The organism is Providencia sp. 6390 (assembly GCF_058148425.1).
In genome coordinates this window covers 174,314-192,522 of sequence record NZ_JBYVYL010000003.1, presented here as the reverse complement: position 1 = coordinate 192,522, position 18,209 = coordinate 174,314, and the positions used below count along the sequence as shown (strand labels likewise).

The following is an 18,209-nucleotide window of genomic DNA, read 5'->3' as shown; positions in this document are numbered from 1 at the left end:
TAATGAAATTAAATTGGGTATTCGCAGTTAAATATACGCTAGCCATTTTATTGGCTTGGTATATTTCATCATATTTTGGTTTTGATAAACCTTATTGGTCAATGATGACGGTTGCTATCATCGGCTATCCTGATCCGTCATTAAGCCTAGCTAAAATGGCAGCACGTCTTGCTGGAAGTTTTATTGGTGTTATCGCAGTTACATTCATCGCGAATATTAGTCTCAGTGACCATTGGCTCTTTACCTCTTTGATTATTGTTTGGTTGTCAGTGTGTTTGTTTATGGCATTAATTTCACGTTATATGATGCCTTATATGTTTTCATTATCGGGATATACTTCTGCGATTATAGCTTTTGGTACCTCGGTTTACCCATTGCCAATGACAATATTTAATTTGTCTCAAGAAAGGTTAATGGAGGTCATGATAGGTATCATTGTTTATACCTTTATTAGCTATGCATTGCCAAATCGGTCAAATACACCACAAACAGTTCTACTGAAGGGTAAAATAAAGGTAGACAGAAAAAGTGTGTTATCAAGTTTATTCAAAGGTGATACGAATGGCACCATAAAAGGCTTGTCCATTATTATTGCGGATAGTATTGCTTATGATGAAGTGAGCCAGTATGAAAGCCATTTTCTATCGTTTAAGAAGGCGAGTAGCCAAATATTAAAATTGCCGATGTTAGTGACTTTGTCAGTGATTGGCATGGTGGACCGGAAATTTTTAAGGTACGCCAAGTATAGTCAGTTTTTAAACTTAAAAAAAGAAATTGAAGATGGTTCAAACTGTCAGTTTTATGCATTTTTTGATTGGAAAGATGCTTTTTTAAACACATTAAGGCTAGTGGTTAGCTTAGTGATTAGTGTGATGTTTTGGCTTAATACGGGTTGGGAATATGGTTACATATTACCTGTGTTAGTGAGTATTTCTTTTACCTTTGGGGTTACCATTCCCAATGCTAATAAGCTTGCTTTCATTGTATTTATTGTTGCACTTTTGGTTATCGCTTTGAGCTATGTGTTGAAATTTTTCTTTTTAATCCAAGCATCAAGTTTTATACAGGCTACCTTGATCATGATCCCAATATTTATCATACTTGGTGTCTTAAAAACGATGGGTAAGTTAGCTTTTTTGATTTCTCATATTATGTGTATTTCAATAATATTTTTAATTAATTTTACTAATCCGATGGATTTTGATTTTGTTTTCTTCGCAAATACTGCTATAGCGCTTATTTTTTCGATCATTATTGTCATTTTGATGCTGTATATTATCCCATTAAGTCGTGCACAGCAGCGAGAAGCACGTAAAGTTAATTTTATTTTATGCAAAATAAATACATTATCATTAAATGAATTAGTTCTTAGAAAAATTCGTAATACGTTATTAATGAACGTAAATTCATTATCTGAGCATAAAAATATTAACCAGTTTTACGTGTTAATTGCCTTGATTAGCTTATATGAATTGTCACAATCAGAGCAGGTAAGAGAATTGATGGTTAGGGTTATTTATGCAGTATCAATTAGAGATGATAAAGATAATATATTGAGAGTTCTTAATGGTTCGGAAAATAACCATTCTGATTTTAGTATTCAATATGCCAAAGAAGTTATTGGCTTTTTGTTATATTCTAAATAATTCGAGTTGCAGGTAGGCAACAAGCGAAGATAGATGGGGAGCATCGAAAACACGGTGACTCTGCGAGCGTAGTGTAGTCAACGCCGCTGCAACTTGAAGTATAACGAGTATATATTCATAAGGTAAGAGGTGGTTATGTTTGAGCTATTAACAGCGATAGGAATTGGGTTAGTGGTATTGTTGCCATTATCAAACCCACTCACTACCGTTGCATTGTTTCTTGGTTTATCGGGTGGAATGACGATTGAGGCACGTAAGAAAACCATAAAAATGACGCCTGTTTATGTCTTTTTTATCATGTTGGTTTCATGGTATTCAGGGCAAGCGATCATGAACACTTTTGGTGTCACTATCCCAGGTTTGAGGATTGCGGGGGGTTTTATTGTCGCTTACATTGGTTTTCGGATGCTATTCCCTGTCGTCGTAAACAATGCTCATGATGAAGGGGAAAAGACAGTCGATAACACATCCAGTGTTGCATTTGTTCCTCTTGCGATGCCAAGTACTGCAGGGCCAGGTACTATCGCGATGATTATCAGTATGGCTTCATCTGCAATTACTAATGAAAGTGCTTATCCGCATTGGGTTATTATCGTTGCGCCACCATTGGTATTTTTGATTTTTGCCGTCATTTTATGGGCGTGTCTAAAAAGCTCAAATCTTATTATGAAGTTTTTTGGTAAAGGTGGTATTGATGCAATATCCCGACTAATGGGATTTTTGCTAGTTTGTATGGGCGTGCAGTTTGTTATTACTGGTATTGGGGAGCTGACTCGTTCTGGTTTTTTTAGCTAGTTTTACTAAACACTGTCGCGATATAGCTCTGATTTAATATCAATAACACCTGAAAAGTTACCAGTTCCTGACTGAATAGGGTGTTAAATGATCTTCGCTGGCAGAATTCGCAACGTTATTATTGGTAAAAGTAGTAAATTAATGCTGAAGAGTATTAATTTTCTTTTATCGCCTATGTATTACTTTATAAATTATGAAAAATAGCTGAATGAGAGGCTAACATGTAAATGTCTAAAGATAACTAATAGTGAATAATCATTATATAATATAAAAAGAATTCCCCATGCTCATGCGAATACTGGGATTAGTTGACTTTATTCATTAAAAACCTATAAATTTCAGGTAGATAAAGTGATATGCTGACGGATAAAAAGGCAGCGATAAAATAGATGTTTATTGACTCCATGGTAATCGTTGTTGAAAGAGTCGCAATCGCTAAAATGCCTACAATGATACGGCGGCTATTTACAGACATCACATGAGTTAATTCACTAACAAATGATTCAATAAACCTAAACATAACAATTCCTTTTCACAGTTACGTGAGAAGTGTATATGATTTAAATATAATATTGAAGCTTTTATTGGCTATTTGTGCGGTTAATTTTCAAAGAGAATTTGGAAAAATCAAATTTAACTCTTTAAAAGTGGATAATACACGTTCAATAATTTAAAAATTTTATTAATTCTATGGTTTATTGAAAATCAATAAAGGCATAACCACATTGGCTAATTGTTGAGCTTTTGTAACGATTTGATTTTAATTGAATTAATCTCATTACTGTCTTGTTTTTTAGAATTGCCAATTAATACAAATAAATAGAGTAAAAAAACATAAATATCGATTAAGTATGACTACCTGTCAATGTTGTGGCATGTGAATTAACTCACAAATCAGCGAGCAACTTAATATATTCTAATTATTGAATCTATTAATAGCGATTAATTCAGTCATGATTGCTACTATTCTGATTGAGCGTTGTGACAGAGTCGCTTACTCTAAAAAGAAAATAGGAGAACACTATGCCAGCCTTTGACCCCATCGAGCTACTCGGTAACTCTATTGCTGCAACTATCAAAATGGTTTATTCACCGTTCGAATCCCTGTATCACAGCAGTGTTATGGGCGACCTAACTTATATTATGTTATTACACTTCGCGAGTTGATTATTAGCTAACTATACTCGTTATACTTTAAGTTTCAGTACGGCATCAGTGACTACGCTCCCTAGCGCTAGTCACATACTTATGTCTACTTCTAACGTCTCATTCGCTTGTCACTTAGCTGAACCTCGAATTACTTAGCTAAATCAGCCGTAAATCCGTGGTATAGACGGCAGTGGCTTGAGATGTGGGAAACTTCACCGTTTATGACGCAGAGCAGCCACAGCCTATAAATTTTTTAATGTAGTGCTGTTCTATGACGGATGTTCCCCATTGAGTGCCTTCTTGTTCTTGGACAAGTTGAAATCCAGCTTGTTGGTAAAGCTTAGAGGCGGCAAGTAATCCCTTAAATGTCCAAAGTTCTATCGCATTAAAAGATTGTGCGTGGCAAAACGAAAGTGCTTTGTCGAGTAGCAATTTACCTGCACCCATTCCTCTGCATTCTTGGTCAATAATAAACCAACGTAAATGAGCATGGCTGTTAGCGAGATCTTGTCCATCTATGGCAATAGAACCAACAATACGATTATTATGCACCGCGCTCCAAATCTGATTACAAGGCTCATTGATTCTATTAATAAATTCACTAACGCCTGTTGCTATTTGTCTTTCAAAAAAATCACCAAAGTTGGCATGCTTAAAGTAAAACTCAGCGTGCATTTGGGTCATTCGACCAATTAATCCTGATTGATATCCTTCAACAATATCGATTGATTGGGGGGAGGTTATCGTTTGTCCTAAACGTTGTTGTTTAAGTGCATTGGCATAAAGAGTCATTCCTTCTGCAACGATTTGTTGCTGTTTAAAGACTAATTGTGCCAATGCGGATGTGACTTGTTGTTGACCAAAACGATGAATGTCACTGACTAAGCTTTTACCTTTAGCGGTAAGAGATAAGTTTTTTAATCTCCCATCTGCAATATTGGCTGATTCTTCTATTTCACCGTTATGGATCAATTTCTGAATCAGACGACTGACGGTTGATTTTTTTAAACCTAATATTTCGACGAGATGAGCGGCAGTAATGGGCGGGTTTTGTTCTATTTCAAGTAGGGCGTGAACCGCTGAAGGGCTATAATCAGTTGCGGCAAGGGTTGAGTGCATAAAACCTAACTCACGGACCATGATTCTTGATGAAGAACGAATTTGCTTGGTTAAATCACTGATAGGATCCATGTTAACCTCCTCTGACAATTAGTTGTAATATGCAACTAATTATTTTTCCCAGTCAATCTGATTTTTAAGTAAACAGAGAGAATGTTCAAACTATGAGGAGGTTAGGGTGAATTAAAAATATTCTCTCATAGAGCCTTATAATAAATATGCCTTATAATAATTGGCTATTATTCTTTATAAGTCGGTGAACTACCGGTTTGTTCATGGCAAAAATCATTCCAAACATTATTGAAGTCTTCACTTGGGAATTTGTTTTCTGGGCGTTCAATCAAAGGGATAGAAACGACATTTCTACCGTCGTTATGCATATAGGTTTTGACTAAAAACCGTCTATAGCTGAAGGATTTTTCATTCTTGAAGATCAGGACATCACCACAAACATAGCCTAACAGTCCGTGATCAAGGGTTTCTCTTACTGAGTAATAGTGAACATTTTTATATTCAGCGGTTTCAGGAAAAGGTAGGAAATCTTCAACAGCTTTTTGTGATTTTTTTACGATATCAAGATCGGGCGTGTAGTTTGCTATCATACCTGCGACAAAAGAACCGCCCGCTATAAGCGCGATAATTAAATATGCAAATATGTTCTTTTTCATGATATGGCTCTTTTATCTGCTGAGTGAAAACAATCTTTATTTGACTATCATAAAATAGCACGGATAAAAGTAGGGTTATATGGATCGGAAATAACAATAGCTAAATAAAAACAAACAATTACAATTTAAAAAGAATTGTTATGTTAAATTTATTTAAACATACTATTATGTGCTAATTTTTATTTTCAGTAATGGTTTTTTGTTTTAGTTTATCTCATAAATAGAGTTGTATTGATTTTATTATTTACGTTGTATTGTTTTTGCCATATTAATTGCTTCTATTAACTGTTTTCTATTAATCCTAGAATTATTACTATCGAGTAATATTTGCCATAGATTAATGGCTTCAGCGTAATTTGCATTCATAAATGCATCCGATGCGAGTAGCATTAAAGCTGTAACTTCATGTTTATCAAGTGATAATGATTTATTGATCATGACTAAAGTGTCATCGGTCATGTGCTGACCTGCTTGATAATATAGCACCGTCGCGATAGCCGAATAGAGCTGTGCACTCTCTCCTGAATATTTCAGCGCCTGCGTATAAGCGATTAAGGCATTATCATAACTGTTTTGATATAAGTAATATTCACCAAGGATCGCCCAAAGCTCTCCATTTTCAGGTGATTGGCGAATATCACTTTGCAGTCGAAGAAAATCATTATGTTGTTGCTCTATTGGGGTTAATATTTGTAGTGGATCTGAGAGACGTTGATATTCATGATAGGTTGCTGTGAAACGAGGTAATAAAAAATAACTTACTAGAGCAATTATTATAATGAGTATTATTAATGAATGATTATGCGGATAAAATGTTTTATTAGTCGTCTGCATAGGGAGCGCATTCTCAAGTTGCTTTGATAGTTGGCGTTGAGCCGCAATTGTTTTCTCGATTTGAGAGGAAATTATGAGAGAACGATGTTTCAGTAAACGCCAAGCAAATAAGCAAATGAATAATAAGGCAACGAATGGCACCGCCCACAGTATCAATGTACCTGCCTGTAATGGTGGGTTATAGAGTACAAAATCGCCATAACGTTCGGTCATGTAAGAGAGAATTTGTGGCTCTGTTTTCCCTTCTGCGACCATTTTGTATACCTGATGGCGCATGCTAACCGCAGTTGGTGCGTTAGATCCAAGTAAATTCTGATTTTGGCACTGTGGGCAACGCAGTTGTGCTGCGATTTTTAATGACAGGGTTTGCTGTTCTGTATTGGTAAACTGCCAAGTATCAACGATATCGGCATGGGCGAGGTTGATCAACAACAGTAGCAGGGCAAGTAGGTAAAGGTGAAACTTACGCATGTTTAGCTCTTCCTTTGGTCCAACCAATAAAAACGCCAATACACATCGTCACAGCGCCTCCCCAAATCCATTGGACGCCATCTTGCACATAGAGACGTATTGCATAGCGTTCATCGCCTGTTTTCTCACCTAGCACTGCATACCAATTTCGTCGCAATCCCCAATGCATCGCAGGCTCTATCATTAATTGCTGGCGAGCTGTATAAAAACGTCGTTCAATGTCCAGATCGGTAATAAATTTGCTCTGCTGAGTTACCGTAATTAGGGCTTTTTCAGTTGTATAGTTAGGAGTGGCAGCAAGTTTGATTTGTTTGAAGTGAAATTGATAACCTGCGAGTGAGACAGAATTTCCAACCGTAATATTAGCGCTAATTTCTTGTTTGCTGACAACTGAAAAGGCGAGACCAGTAGCAAATACAATCACGCCAGTATGGGCAACTAAAGAAGCTAATTGTTTTTGTATTTGCGTTACAGGGCGTAACCAAAGTAGTAATAAAAGGAGTGTTGCTACGGTTGCGATACTGCTAATTAATTTATCATTGGTGGTTAAGTAATAGATTAATCCAATAATAATGGTCATACCGATATATAAATACCCGCGAAGTCGTGAAGACGTTTTGTATCTTGCTGAAAGAACAATAACCGCTAACATGAGCAAGCCGAACGGTAATAATGTTTGGTTAAAGTAAGGTGCGCCGACAGATATTTTTCCCCATCCAAACATGCTGTAAAGCATTGGGTAGAGGGTACCAATTAATACAATAAACAGTACTATTACAAATAAAATAAGCGTTAATAGTATGAAGGTTTCTTGTGGCGTTAATTGGCTTTTTGTTAAAATAGGTGAAGGTCTCGCTTTGATCGCGTAAACCAATAACGCCATTAGGCTCATGATAATAAATAGAATAAATAATGGGATAGCTCGAACATTATCAAGTGCAAAAGCATGTACTGAAACTAAAATGCCTGAACGAACAATCAGTGTTCCCAGTAAAGCTAAAATAAAGGTGGTTATCGCTAATATCATCGACCAATGGCGATATTTTCCTTGTTTTCTTGATATGGCTAAACTATGCAATAGGGCAGTTGCTGATAACCAAGGTAGTAATGACGCATTTTCAACGGGATCCCAAAACCACCAGCCACCCCATCCTAATTCACTGTAAGCCCACCATGAACCTAGTATGATGCCAAACGTTAATATGCACCAGCTAGGCACTAACCAACGCCAACATAACCACGCGATGACTTGACTAAAATGACCAGCAAGAAGGGCAGACAGCACCAAGGCAGTAACCACCATTAACCCACCGTAGCCTAAATAGAGCAGTGGGGGATGTAATATGAGGCCCCAATGTTGCAACATAGGATTAAGATCACGCCCTTCGATGGCGGGGGGGAATAGACGTACAAAAGGATCTGAATAAACAACAATAAACCACAGTAGTACCGCAGCCATCGCCGCCAGTATTGCTAATGAGTAAGCAAATAAAGGATGTTGTTGTTGACGATAACGGTAGGCAAACATCAGTGTCCAGCCTGCCAGCAGCAATACCCATAACAGTAATGAGCCTTCATGGCCTCCCCAAACAGCGGCAATTTTGATTGCCAGAGGGGAAAGGCGATGGCTATGTTGGGCAACATAGATAACCGAAAAGTCACTTTGAATAAAACTGAATGTCAGGCAAGCAAAAGCTATTAATAAAAAACTGAATTGTAATAGAGAACAACGCACGCCCCACAAAACGGTTTTTGGGGCGTGTTGATAAAGGCCAATCAAGCCAAATATGGCATGATAGCTACTAATACACAGTGCTAGTAATAAGCTAATAAAGCCAATTTCAGGTAAGAATAGTTCCAATTATCAAACCTCTAGGCTACCGTCAATTGCCCTGCATATAGCACAAAAAAGCGTAGCAAAAAGACGCCAACTAAACTTGCGCCACTGATTAAAAGGACTCGTGAAGCATTTTGGCTGTGTTCAACCCATTTTTTCAAAGTAAGTGGAACAATAAAACCAATCCCCACGACACCTATCCAAAACCACCAAGTCCAGAAGCCTCCACCTAGTGCGGCTTCAAGTGCGCGCATTTTGCCATCATCCCCTAGTGCTAAGCCGACAAAAAAAGCTGCAAGCAAGAAGATTTCCAGCCAAACGACAAAACCTTCAACACGATGTAAAAAACGAGCCTCTTGATGATGAATATTTTTACGATAGCGCATAGCCAAAGCGATTAGAGCAACGGCGATACCTGATGAGATCCCCGAAAACAAAAATAGCGCGGGTAAAATGGGGTTATTCAGGAAAGGGTACGATTTGAGTGCTGACAGTAAAAAGCCTGTGTATGCCCCTAAAAGTACGGCTAGCACTAACATAATGATGTCGAGCGCTCGCATTGCAGGAGTGAGTAGATTGAGGATCCGCCCAATAAAACCAAAGCGAGGCAGCCATTTTTGTTGCAGAGCAATTAATTCAACTTCAAATATTTTTGCTAACCAAACGACAAGCACCGCCATATACACTTGGAATAGCATTACCCCCATCGACATTACTGAGGTTGGGCTGTAATGGAACATTAGTTTCCAGAAGGTCCATGGGCGCGTTAAATGGAAAATGAGGATCAGCAAACCTAAAATAATGGTTGTAGGTGCGAGTATCAGTGTGGTTCGCATCAACGTGCTTTGGCTGGTTGCTTCAGTTGGATAGTATTGACGTAGCAATACCGCAAGCACCACGAGCCCAGCAGAAATACCAATTAAGAACAGATAAACGGCAATTGGCCAGTCCCAAACCAGAGATTCAAAATGGAAAGCAGAAGAAGTAGTCATTGGCTGACCTCCCCATATTTGAATGGAACTCGGTAAACTTTGGGGCGTGTACCGAGAGCAAGTTTATAGCGATATGTGGTTTTCTGTTGTAGCATTTTAGAAATATCACTGTTCGGGTCATCTAAATTACCAAAGACCAAGGCTTTGGTTGGACAAGACTCAACACAAGCAGGCTGTTTGCCGGCTTTTAGATTAGTTTTACGACAAAAATCGCATTTATCGGCAGTTTTATTGATTGGATGAATAAAACGAACACGATAAGGGCAAGCTGCTATACAGTATTGGCAACCAACACATAAATCAGGATTGACGTCGACAATACCGGTGGTTTTATCAATAAATGAAGCACCTGTAGGGCAAACATCGACGCAAGGAGCGTGTTCACAGTGCTGACATGAATGCCTAAAGAAGCGATATTTGATGTCAGGAAATTGACCAATCGGTTCACTACGAATAATGGTGAGCCGCGAAACGCCTTCAGGAACTTGATTGACTTCTCGACAGGCGTCCATACACGCAGTACAACCGATACATAAAGCTTCATCGTGGATCATACCGTAACGTACGCCATCGACTTTCATGCTATTTGCTAGAGTATGAACTGTTGTCCCTCCAGACGCCGCCAGTGCCCCTGCATAAATAATAAATTGACGACGCGAACAACTCATGGTTGCTCCTTACGCAATTTCACCGCTGCAGGGTTAAAATCAGGGTTATTGCGTTGGTCTGAGTGGCAATCGACACAGATTTTAATCCGTCCTTTGTCACTGAGAACTTTCATGGTGTCTTGTTTTGGATGAAGATCATGGCAGCTAGCACAGGCGACTTTTGTGACGTGCACATCGTGTGGCCAAAAGGCTTTTTGCAGCTGCTCAGGTAAATGGCATGACAGGCACACGCTATTTTGCTGCTCTACGTTATACATCGGTTCATTAAAACGCATAACATCTTTTGCGCCTTCACGGTGATGTGGCCCTGGATTGCCATGACAATTGGTACAGGTCACAGGCAAGTTATTATTAGGATTAACGACGGATGCGTGAGTGCCATGCATGCCTTCTTTATCGGGTTTATGGCAATCTAAGCATGCCGCATCAGGATTGCGTTGCTGGGTCACAACCCAGCGCTCATTGCTTTCATCGGCTGGTGGTGTAGCAGCGTTTGCTACCATGCTCAATATTAAACCTGATACCAGCACGCCAGCGGCTAATAACGAACGTAATACGCTCATATTGACTCCATAGGTTTTGCCGCCTCATTGCTAAGGCGGGTGATGGTTATTGGCTTAATAGATTATTTTTACGAGCCTGTGCATCCCACTCAGGTACGACGGTTTTTAAGAACTCTTGTTTCTCGGCATTAATTTTTTGCATATCTAAACCAATGGCCTGTTGGGCTTTTTCTTTGGTTGAAATATCAGGAATAGCGATTTCATGAGTAATGCCTTTAGCACCGAGCAAACGAACTAATTTAGTTCGTGCATCTGCCGCTTTATTCATTGCACCACCTAACATGCGTAAGCCTTCATCAGGGGCGTGCATATGGATACCATGAGAAGCGATGGCCAGATCCCAACGCCATTGCGCATGGCGAATATCGGCTAAGATTGGCGCCATCTCTTTTTCAGTTGCGCCTGCATCCCATGCTGCTTTGGCCTCAAAGTGAGCTCGAACTAGCTGATCCTCCACTTTGATTTTCATTTCTTGGATGGCTTGTTTGCGTTCAGCAACGACTGCTTGTAGCTCTTGTTTGCTTTGAGTGTGGCAGTTACGGCAAGTCTGCTCAAAGTTATCGAATGGATTACCGATTTTATGGCTGGTGTAGAGTTCACCTTTTTCATTCTGCAGTTTAGGCATATGGCAGTCGATGCATGTCACGTTGTTTTTACCGTGAATACCAGCACTCCATGTTTCATATTCGGGGTGCTGTGCTTTTAGCATCGGTGCTTTGGAAAGTGAGTTTGTCCAATCTGAGAAACCGATATTGTCGTAATACACTTCCATGTCTTCGACTTTAGTACCATTATCCCAAGGGAATTTGACTGATTTGTTTTCACCCGAAAAATAATATTCGACGTGACATTGGCCGCACACCATCGACTGTTGATCAAAGCGGCTGGCTTTGTCGAATGGTTTACCAATCGCTTCCATTGCGCGTTCAGCATAGGGGCGAGTAAGGGTCAGAGCAGGTTTTCCTTGGGAGAACTCAGGAGAATCCGTTTTATGGCAGTCGGCACAACCCAACACATTGACGATTTCAGGGCCTCCTTTAGCCCATTTGCCATGGAAGTAGCCATCTTCCCCTTGTTCTTGGATCAACCTAGCGACATCAGGGCTTTTACAGCTCCAGCAAGCCATAGGAAGAGGCCCATCTTGAGCATCTTTTGGAGCGCCAGTTCGTAATGTTTCGCGCACGTCGATCAAGGCATAAGCGTGCCCACGTGGTTTATTATAGTCACGAGAGAAAGGATAGCCCGCCCAAAGGATCACTAAACGTGGATCTTCTGCGAGCGCATCTTCCCGCTGTGATTGTTCTGAGGTTGCACGCCATGAATGGTATTGATCAGGGTGAGCTTGAGCAAAGGATTCATTTTTAGTGTTGATTGTTGATATAGTATCCTTTGTCGGTGTTTGTGCATGCACTGAGGTGCTAAAGATAAATAGACTGGCAAGCAGGCTGAGTAAGCACAGTGCATTATTTCTTATCTTTACCATAAGAGCCTCCAGCCATCCCGCTGGCTGTTAAATTATTATTTATAAGAGATGGCAATACACATTAATGCCATCATGACATTGCAACTTAATATCTCTAACAAATAACCACACACAAAATATTGTTTTTGATCAAAGGTAAATTTATTAAAAGAAATGTCATCATTTTATTGTGATTAATATCGAGTTTATGGGGTAAATATAGTTTGAAAAACACACTTGAGATTAAAATAAACTAATCAATCAGGTGTGCTGTGATGCCATTTTTATCTTCTTAAAGATAGGGTTGAGAATAATCAACGAAAAAAAACTTAATTGATGTTTTCGTGATTGATGAATGATAACCAGTTAATATTAAAGTAAAAAAATAAATTGTGCGGTAACGCTAATTTTTAAATATTTAAAGGATAGGGGAATGCTTAAATATACCACTTTAGTGGTATGTTTGTGTGTTATTTAAATGAACTTTTCATGAGAAATGCGTTAAATTTAGCTTTCTATATTTAAAATATGTTAATGGATTTCTGTAAAGATGATTTAATTCGTATTCAGATCATATTATGGTCAAAAGATTGATAAATTGAGTGCTCTTTCAATTTATTCCGTTATAAATAATATCATCATTATTATTACCCACTAGGTAGTATGTATTTTTATCCCTTCAATAGATAATATTTGTCATTAATACACATATAAATTTTGCGGTTAATATTAAATATTTGCGTTAATTTTGTTTAAGCAATGTTAAGGAAATGAACATGGTTGATATTACCCGTCGGGGAGTATTAATTGGTGCGTGGCGTAATACAACACCAGTTATCAGGCCGCCGTGGAGTGGTAGTGAAGATCGCTTCATTGAAAGTTGCACTCGTTGCAAAGAATGCCTCACGCATTGCGAAACCTCAATTTTAATTTCGGGACCTGGTGGTTACCCTACAGTTGATTTCTCTCAAGGAGAATGCACATTTTGTTATGCATGTGCCACCGCCTGCCCTGAGCCAATATTCTTACCGCAAAATACCCAGCCTTGGGATATCTCGATTTCGATTGATCAAACCTGTCTAGCTTATCGCTCTATTGAGTGTCGGCGTTGCGAAGACAGCTGCGAGCCCCAAGCCATTTCTTTTCGCCCGTCACTGGCTGGTATTTATCAGCCCAAAATTGATCAGCAGGGTTGTACAGGTTGTGGCGCCTGTGTTGCCGGTTGCCCTGTATCAGCCATTACCTTGGAGCATGAAAATGCACAATAGCTGGCAAGTATGCAGTTTGATTGTACAAGTAAAAAATGAACAGGTTGGTACTGTCACGACCGCGTTAAATCAATTAACTGGATGTGAGGTGGCAATCAGATCACCTGAAACCGGTAAATTGATCGTGGTTGTTGAGTCAGAACACAGTAGCACCTTATTAGATACTATTGATTCAGTACGTAATGTTGATGGCGTGCTGGCTGTTTCGCTGGTCTATCACCAGCAGGATGAGCAATGTGAGGAAAATGATGAAACTCAGTCGTCGTAGCTTCATGAAAGCCAATGCTGTTGCGGCCGCTGCTGCGGCGGCAGGGATTGGTGTACCCAGCATCGCTAAGGCGGTAGTTGGGCAACAAGAGGCCATCAAATGGGACAAAGCACCTTGCCGCTTCTGCGGTACAGGCTGTGGTGTTCTTGTTGGCACTCAAAATGGTCGTATTGTTGCGAGCCAAGGTGATCCTGAAGCCCCTGTTAACCGTGGCTTGAACTGCATTAAGGGTTACTTCTTACCGAAAATCATGTACGGGAAAGACCGTTTAACGCAACCATTACTGCGTATGAAAGACGGTGAATATGACAAAAATGGCGAATTTACCCCAATTACATGGGATAAAGCCTTTGATGTCATGGAAGAAAAATTAAAAACCACGTTAAAAGAGAAGGGTCCTGAAGGCGTAGGGATGTTTGGCTCAGGTCAGTGGACTGTCTGGGAAGGGTATGCAGCCTCAAAACTGTTTAAAGGTGGTTTTCGCTCGAATAACTTAGATCCAAACGCACGTCACTGTATGGCTTCAGCGGTGGTTGGTTTTATGCGTACTTTTGGTATGGATGAACCAATGGGCTGCTACGATGATATCGAGCAAGCTGATGCATTTGTGCTTTGGGGCTCAAATATGGCGGAAATGCACCCAATTTTATGGTCACGTATCACCAACCGCCGTTTATCTGATCCAAATGTGCGAGTTGCCGTACTGTCTACCTTTAAGCACCGTAGTTTTGAACTAGCGGATAATGGCATCGTGTTTACGCCACAGTCTGATTTAGTGATCTTGAACTATATTGCTAACTATATTATTCAGAATAATGCGGTTAATCAGGAATTCTTAGATAAGCACGTTAACCTACGCCGTGGTGTAACGGATATTGGTTATGGTCTACGTCCAACCCATCCATTAGAGCAAAAAGCCAAAAATCCAGGTTCAGATGCATCAGATCCGATGACATGGGATGAATATAAAGCCTTTGTTGCTGAGTATACCCTTGATAAAACTGCTGAAATGACAGGCGTGCCGAAAGACCAATTAGAATCCCTCGCACAGCTGTATGCCGATCCAAAAACCAAAGTGGTTTCTTACTGGACGATGGGTTTCAACCAGCACACACGTGGTGTTTGGGCAAATAACCTGTGTTATAACCTACACTTACTGACAGGTAAAATTTCTCAGCCGGGTTGCGGTCCTTTCTCATTAACCGGTCAACCATCTGCCTGTGGTACAGCGCGTGAAGTCGGTACATTTGCCCATAGATTACCTGCTGATATGGTGGTAACTAACGAAAAACACCGTGAAAAAGTTGAGCAAGTATGGCAGTTACCTGCTGGTACAATTCCAGAAAAAGTAGGCTTACATGCGGTTGCACAAGATCGCGCGCTAAAAGACGGTAAACTCAATTTTTATTGGGTGATGTGCAACAACAACATGCAAGCTGGCCCAAATATCAATGAAGAGCGTATGCCAGGTTGGCGTGACCCGCGTAACTTCATTGTCGTTTCTGATCCTTATCCAACCGTGAGTGCCATTTCAGCTGACTTGATCCTACCAACGGCCATGTGGGTAGAAAAAGAAGGCGCTTATGGTAACGCAGAGCGACGCACTCAATTTTGGCGTCAACAAGTTCAAGCTCCGGGTGAAGCAAAGTCTGACTTATGGCAAATGGTGCAGTTTTCACGTCGCTTTAAAACTGAAGATGTTTGGCCTGAAGAGCTACTGGCGAAGAAACCTGAATATCGCGGCAAGACTCTCTACGATGTGTTATTTGCTAACCAGTCAGTCAGTAAATTCCCTGTTTCTGAACTCGCTGAAGACCAACTTAATGATGAATCAAGAGAACTTGGTTTCTATCTGCAAAAAGGTCTGTTCGAAGAGTACGCCAGCTTTGGTCGTGGCCATGGTCATGATCTTGCGCCATTCGATGATTATCACAAAGCACGCGGTATTCGCTGGCCTGTTGTTGAAGGCAAAGAAACGCAATGGCGTTACAGTGAAGGTAACGATCCTTATGTGAAAGCAGGAACGGGCTACCAATTCTATGGTAAACCGGATGGTAAAGCGGTGATCTTTGCGCTGCCATTTGAGCCTGCGGCAGAGGTTCCGGATGCAGAATATGACTTATGGCTATCAACCGGCCGTGTATTAGAGCATTGGCATACTGGCAGTATGACGCGCCGTGTGCCTGAATTGCATCGCGCATTCCCTGAATCCTTAGTATTTATGCATCCTCTTGATGCTAAAGACAAAGGATTACGTCGTGGTGACAAGGTGAAAGTGGTATCACGCCGCGGTGAAGTGACGACGATTGTGGAAACTCGCGGACGTAACCGCCCACCGAAAGGGCTGGTTTACATGGCGTTCTTCGATGCGTCACAGCTAGTGAACAACTTAACACTGGATGCGACCGATCCACTTTCGAAAGAAACGGATTACAAGAAATGCGCCGTTAAACTGGAAAAGGTGTAATTGTTTATGTCCCAGAAACCGAAGCCCCAAAATAGCCGCCGCCGTTTTTTGCGTGATGTTGCTCGCGCAGCAGGTGGGCTCGCGGCTGTTGGCGTGGTGCTGGGGCTACAGCAACAAACTTCTCGAGCGAGCGGGGTACACCTTCGTCCGCCGGGAGCCATTAATGAAAATGCATTTGCCAGCGCTTGCGTGCGTTGTGGGCAATGTGTGCAGGCATGCCCTTATGACATGTTAAAACTGGCTACATTGGCTTCAGGGCTAGCAGCGGGAACACCTTATTTTATTGCCCGTGAAAATCCTTGCGAAATGTGTGATGACATCCCTTGTGCAAAAGTGTGCCCAAGTGGTGCCTTGGATAAGGACATTGAGTCTATCAATGATGCACGAATGGGATTGGCGGTACTGCTTGATCAGGAAAATTGCCTCAATTTTCAAGGGCTGCGTTGTGATGTTTGCTACCGCGTATGTCCGTTAATTGATGAAGCCATCACATTGGAGCTGGAACAGAACCACCGAACAGGTAAGCACGCACGTTTTTTACCGACAGTACATAGCAATGCCTGTACTGGCTGTGGTAAGTGCGAGCAAGCTTGTGTATTGGAGGAAGCTGCGATCAAAGTGCTTCCAAGGAACCTTGCAAAAGGAGAATTGGGGCATCACTACCGCTTTGGCTGGCTGGAGGGAAATGATGGCAAATCGTAAGCGCGATGCCGGACGTGAAGCTCTGGTAAAAAAAGGCTGGTGGCAGAGCCATAAATGGTTGTGGATGCGTCGCATCAGTCAACTATTGGTATTGGCAATGTTTTTGAGTGGACCATGGTTTGGGGTGTGGATCTTACATGGTAATTACAGCAGCAGCTTGTTGTTGGATACCGTACCGCTCACCGATCCGCTGATCACATTAGAAAGTTTAGCCAGTGGCTACTTGCCTGCGGTTTCTGCTTTGATTGGTGCGGTGATTGTACTGCTGGTGTATGCATTGCTCGGAAAACGGCTGTTTTGTAGTTGGGTCTGTCCTGTTAACCCTGTCACTGATGCAGCGGCATGGCTACGGCGTAGGTTCGATTTTAATCAATCAGCGACCATCCCACGTTATATCCGCTATGTCTTGTTAGTGGTGATCCTGCTCGGTTCAGCCATTACAGGGACTTTACTGTGGGAGTGGATCAATCCTGTTTCATTAATGGGCCGAAGTCTCATTTTCGGTTTTGGTAGCGGTGCATTATTGCTGCTCGCCTTGTTTTTATTTGATTTATTGGTTGTGGAGCATGGTTGGTGTGGTCACCTTTGCCCTCTAGGCGCTTTGTATGGTGTTGCGAGTTGTAAAGGCGCACTGGCAGTCGCAGCGACAAATAAACAAAACTGTACTCGCTGCATGGATTGCTTCCATATTTGTCCGGAGCCGCAAGTTTTGCGTGCACCGGTTCTCGATAAACAAGCCCCAGCACTCATTTCAGATAAAGATTGCATTACTTGTGGTCGCTGCATTGATGTGTGTTCTGAGGATGTTTTTAAAATAACACTACGATGGAGTTCGGGAGCGAAATGATGAAAACCCATGCCCTGATTAAAACAATGAGCCGTTGGGTGGCTGGGATGGCACTGATTGCCACGAGCCTTGCTTGGGCGGCAAATGGAGTGGATCTTTCTAAATCGCCAGAAGTCTCTGGTACGCAAGAAGGTAGCATTCATATTCCTAAAGAGCAGGAAAGAATGGCCTTAAATTATGTTAATCAACCTCCGATGATCCCTCATAGCGTTGATGGTTATCAAATTACCACCAATACCAACCGTTGCCTGCAATGCCATGGTGTCGAAAACTATCGTACAACGGGGGCACCTCGCATCAGCCCTACGCATTTTGTTGATGCGACAGGTAAAGTCTTAGGGGAAGTTTCACCAAATCGTTATTTCTGTTTGCAGTGTCATGTACCGCAGTCAGATACTTCGCCGATTGTGGACAACACTTTCACCCCATCCAAAGGTTTTGGAAAATAAGGGT

Annotated in this window: 18 protein-coding genes; 9 read left to right on the top strand and 9 right to left on the bottom strand. The window is 41.1% G+C overall.

Annotated elements, in window-relative coordinates; all coding sequences use genetic code 11:
- Window positions 1-2: 2 nt before the first annotated feature.
- Both AC3Z9T_RS08270 and AC3Z9T_RS08265 read left to right on the top strand, forming a co-directional pair.
- A complete protein-coding gene (locus tag AC3Z9T_RS08270) occupies window positions 3-1,646 on the top strand; it encodes an FUSC family protein (RefSeq protein WP_490125718.1) in 1,644 nt (547 codons plus the stop codon).
- 135 nt (window positions 1,647-1,781) lie between these two features.
- Entirely contained in the window at window positions 1,782-2,441 is a 660-nt protein-coding gene (locus tag AC3Z9T_RS08265) for a MarC family NAAT transporter (RefSeq protein ID WP_490125717.1), read from the top strand.
- A 304-nt stretch (window positions 2,442-2,745) separates the two neighbouring features.
- Here AC3Z9T_RS08265 and AC3Z9T_RS08260 read toward each other — a convergent pair whose 3' ends face one another.
- Window positions 2,746-2,961 carry a hypothetical protein gene (locus AC3Z9T_RS08260; RefSeq protein WP_490125716.1) on the bottom strand — a complete coding sequence of 72 codons (216 nt, stop codon included), beginning with the start codon at window positions 2,959-2,961 and terminating at the stop codon, window positions 2,746-2,748.
- A 503-nt stretch (window positions 2,962-3,464) separates the two neighbouring features.
- On the opposite strand from AC3Z9T_RS08260, the gene AC3Z9T_RS08255 reads away from it, so the two are divergent.
- Window positions 3,465-3,608, top strand: a complete 144-nt coding sequence (locus AC3Z9T_RS08255; protein ID WP_490125715.1) for a hypothetical protein — start codon at window positions 3,465-3,467, stop codon at window positions 3,606-3,608.
- A gap of 201 nt (window positions 3,609-3,809) precedes the next feature.
- Here AC3Z9T_RS08255 and AC3Z9T_RS08250 read toward each other — a convergent pair whose 3' ends face one another.
- The 8 genes from AC3Z9T_RS08250 to nrfA all read right to left on the bottom strand — a co-directional run bounded on the left by AC3Z9T_RS08250 (window position 3,810) and on the right by nrfA (window position 12,225).
- Window positions 3,810-4,781: a bifunctional helix-turn-helix transcriptional regulator/GNAT family N-acetyltransferase gene (locus AC3Z9T_RS08250; RefSeq protein ID WP_490125714.1), complete on the bottom strand. Its 972-nt coding sequence runs from the start codon at window positions 4,779-4,781 to the stop codon at window positions 3,810-3,812.
- 167 nt (window positions 4,782-4,948) lie between these two features.
- Window positions 4,949-5,377: a hypothetical protein gene (locus AC3Z9T_RS08245; protein WP_490125713.1), complete on the bottom strand. Its 429-nt coding sequence runs from the start codon at window positions 5,375-5,377 to the stop codon at window positions 4,949-4,951.
- Between the two features lie 240 nt (window positions 5,378-5,617).
- Entirely contained in the window at window positions 5,618-6,682 is a 1,065-nt protein-coding gene (gene nrfF / locus AC3Z9T_RS08240) for a heme lyase NrfEFG subunit NrfF (protein ID WP_490125712.1), read from the bottom strand.
- Entirely contained in the window at window positions 6,675-8,543 is a 1,869-nt protein-coding gene (locus AC3Z9T_RS08235; protein ID WP_490125711.1) for a heme lyase CcmF/NrfE family subunit, read from the bottom strand. The genes nrfF and AC3Z9T_RS08235 overlap by 8 nt, the downstream gene beginning before the upstream one ends.
- An 11-nt stretch (window positions 8,544-8,554) precedes the next feature.
- On the bottom strand, window positions 8,555-9,511 hold the full coding sequence (nrfD, locus tag AC3Z9T_RS08230; RefSeq protein WP_490125710.1) for a cytochrome c nitrite reductase subunit NrfD: 957 nt from the start codon (window positions 9,509-9,511) through the stop codon (window positions 8,555-8,557).
- On the bottom strand, window positions 9,508-10,179 hold the full coding sequence (gene nrfC / locus AC3Z9T_RS08225; RefSeq protein WP_490125709.1) for a cytochrome c nitrite reductase Fe-S protein: 672 nt from the start codon (window positions 10,177-10,179) through the stop codon (window positions 9,508-9,510). The genes nrfD and nrfC overlap by 4 nt, the downstream gene beginning before the upstream one ends.
- Entirely contained in the window at window positions 10,176-10,742 is a 567-nt protein-coding gene (gene nrfB, locus AC3Z9T_RS08220; RefSeq protein WP_490125708.1) for a cytochrome c nitrite reductase pentaheme subunit, read from the bottom strand. Before nrfB ends, nrfC begins: the two co-directional genes overlap by 4 nt.
- Window positions 10,743-10,788: 46 nt before the next feature.
- A complete protein-coding gene (nrfA, locus tag AC3Z9T_RS08215; RefSeq protein ID WP_490125707.1) occupies window positions 10,789-12,225 on the bottom strand; it encodes an ammonia-forming nitrite reductase cytochrome c552 subunit in 1,437 nt (478 codons plus the stop codon).
- 755 nt (window positions 12,226-12,980) lie between these two features.
- Between nrfA and napF the strand changes: the two genes are divergently transcribed.
- From napF to napB, 6 genes are read left to right on the top strand one after another with little or no spacing between them, the layout of a single operon-like run.
- Window positions 12,981-13,472, top strand: coding sequence for a ferredoxin-type protein NapF (napF, locus tag AC3Z9T_RS08210; RefSeq protein ID WP_490125706.1), 492 nt, complete (start codon window positions 12,981-12,983; stop codon window positions 13,470-13,472).
- Window positions 13,462-13,740, top strand: coding sequence for a chaperone NapD (napD, locus tag AC3Z9T_RS08205; protein ID WP_490125705.1), 279 nt, complete (start codon window positions 13,462-13,464; stop codon window positions 13,738-13,740). Before napF ends, napD begins: the two co-directional genes overlap by 11 nt.
- Window positions 13,721-16,207, top strand: coding sequence for a nitrate reductase catalytic subunit NapA (napA, locus tag AC3Z9T_RS08200; protein ID WP_490125910.1), 2,487 nt, complete (start codon window positions 13,721-13,723; stop codon window positions 16,205-16,207). Before napD ends, napA begins: the two co-directional genes overlap by 20 nt.
- A 6-nt stretch (window positions 16,208-16,213) precedes the next feature.
- Complete coding sequence (gene napG, locus AC3Z9T_RS08195; protein WP_490125704.1) at window positions 16,214-16,909, top strand: ferredoxin-type protein NapG; 696 nt, start codon at window positions 16,214-16,216, stop codon at window positions 16,907-16,909.
- Window positions 16,896-17,756 (top strand): quinol dehydrogenase ferredoxin subunit NapH, encoded by an 861-nt coding sequence (gene napH / locus AC3Z9T_RS08190; protein WP_490125909.1) that lies wholly within the window; start codon window positions 16,896-16,898, stop codon window positions 17,754-17,756. The genes napG and napH overlap by 14 nt, the downstream gene beginning before the upstream one ends.
- Window positions 17,756-18,205, top strand: coding sequence for a nitrate reductase cytochrome c-type subunit (gene napB / locus AC3Z9T_RS08185; RefSeq protein WP_490125908.1), 450 nt, complete (start codon window positions 17,756-17,758; stop codon window positions 18,203-18,205). Before napH ends, napB begins: the two co-directional genes overlap by 1 nt.
- Window positions 18,206-18,209 lie beyond the last annotated feature (4 nt).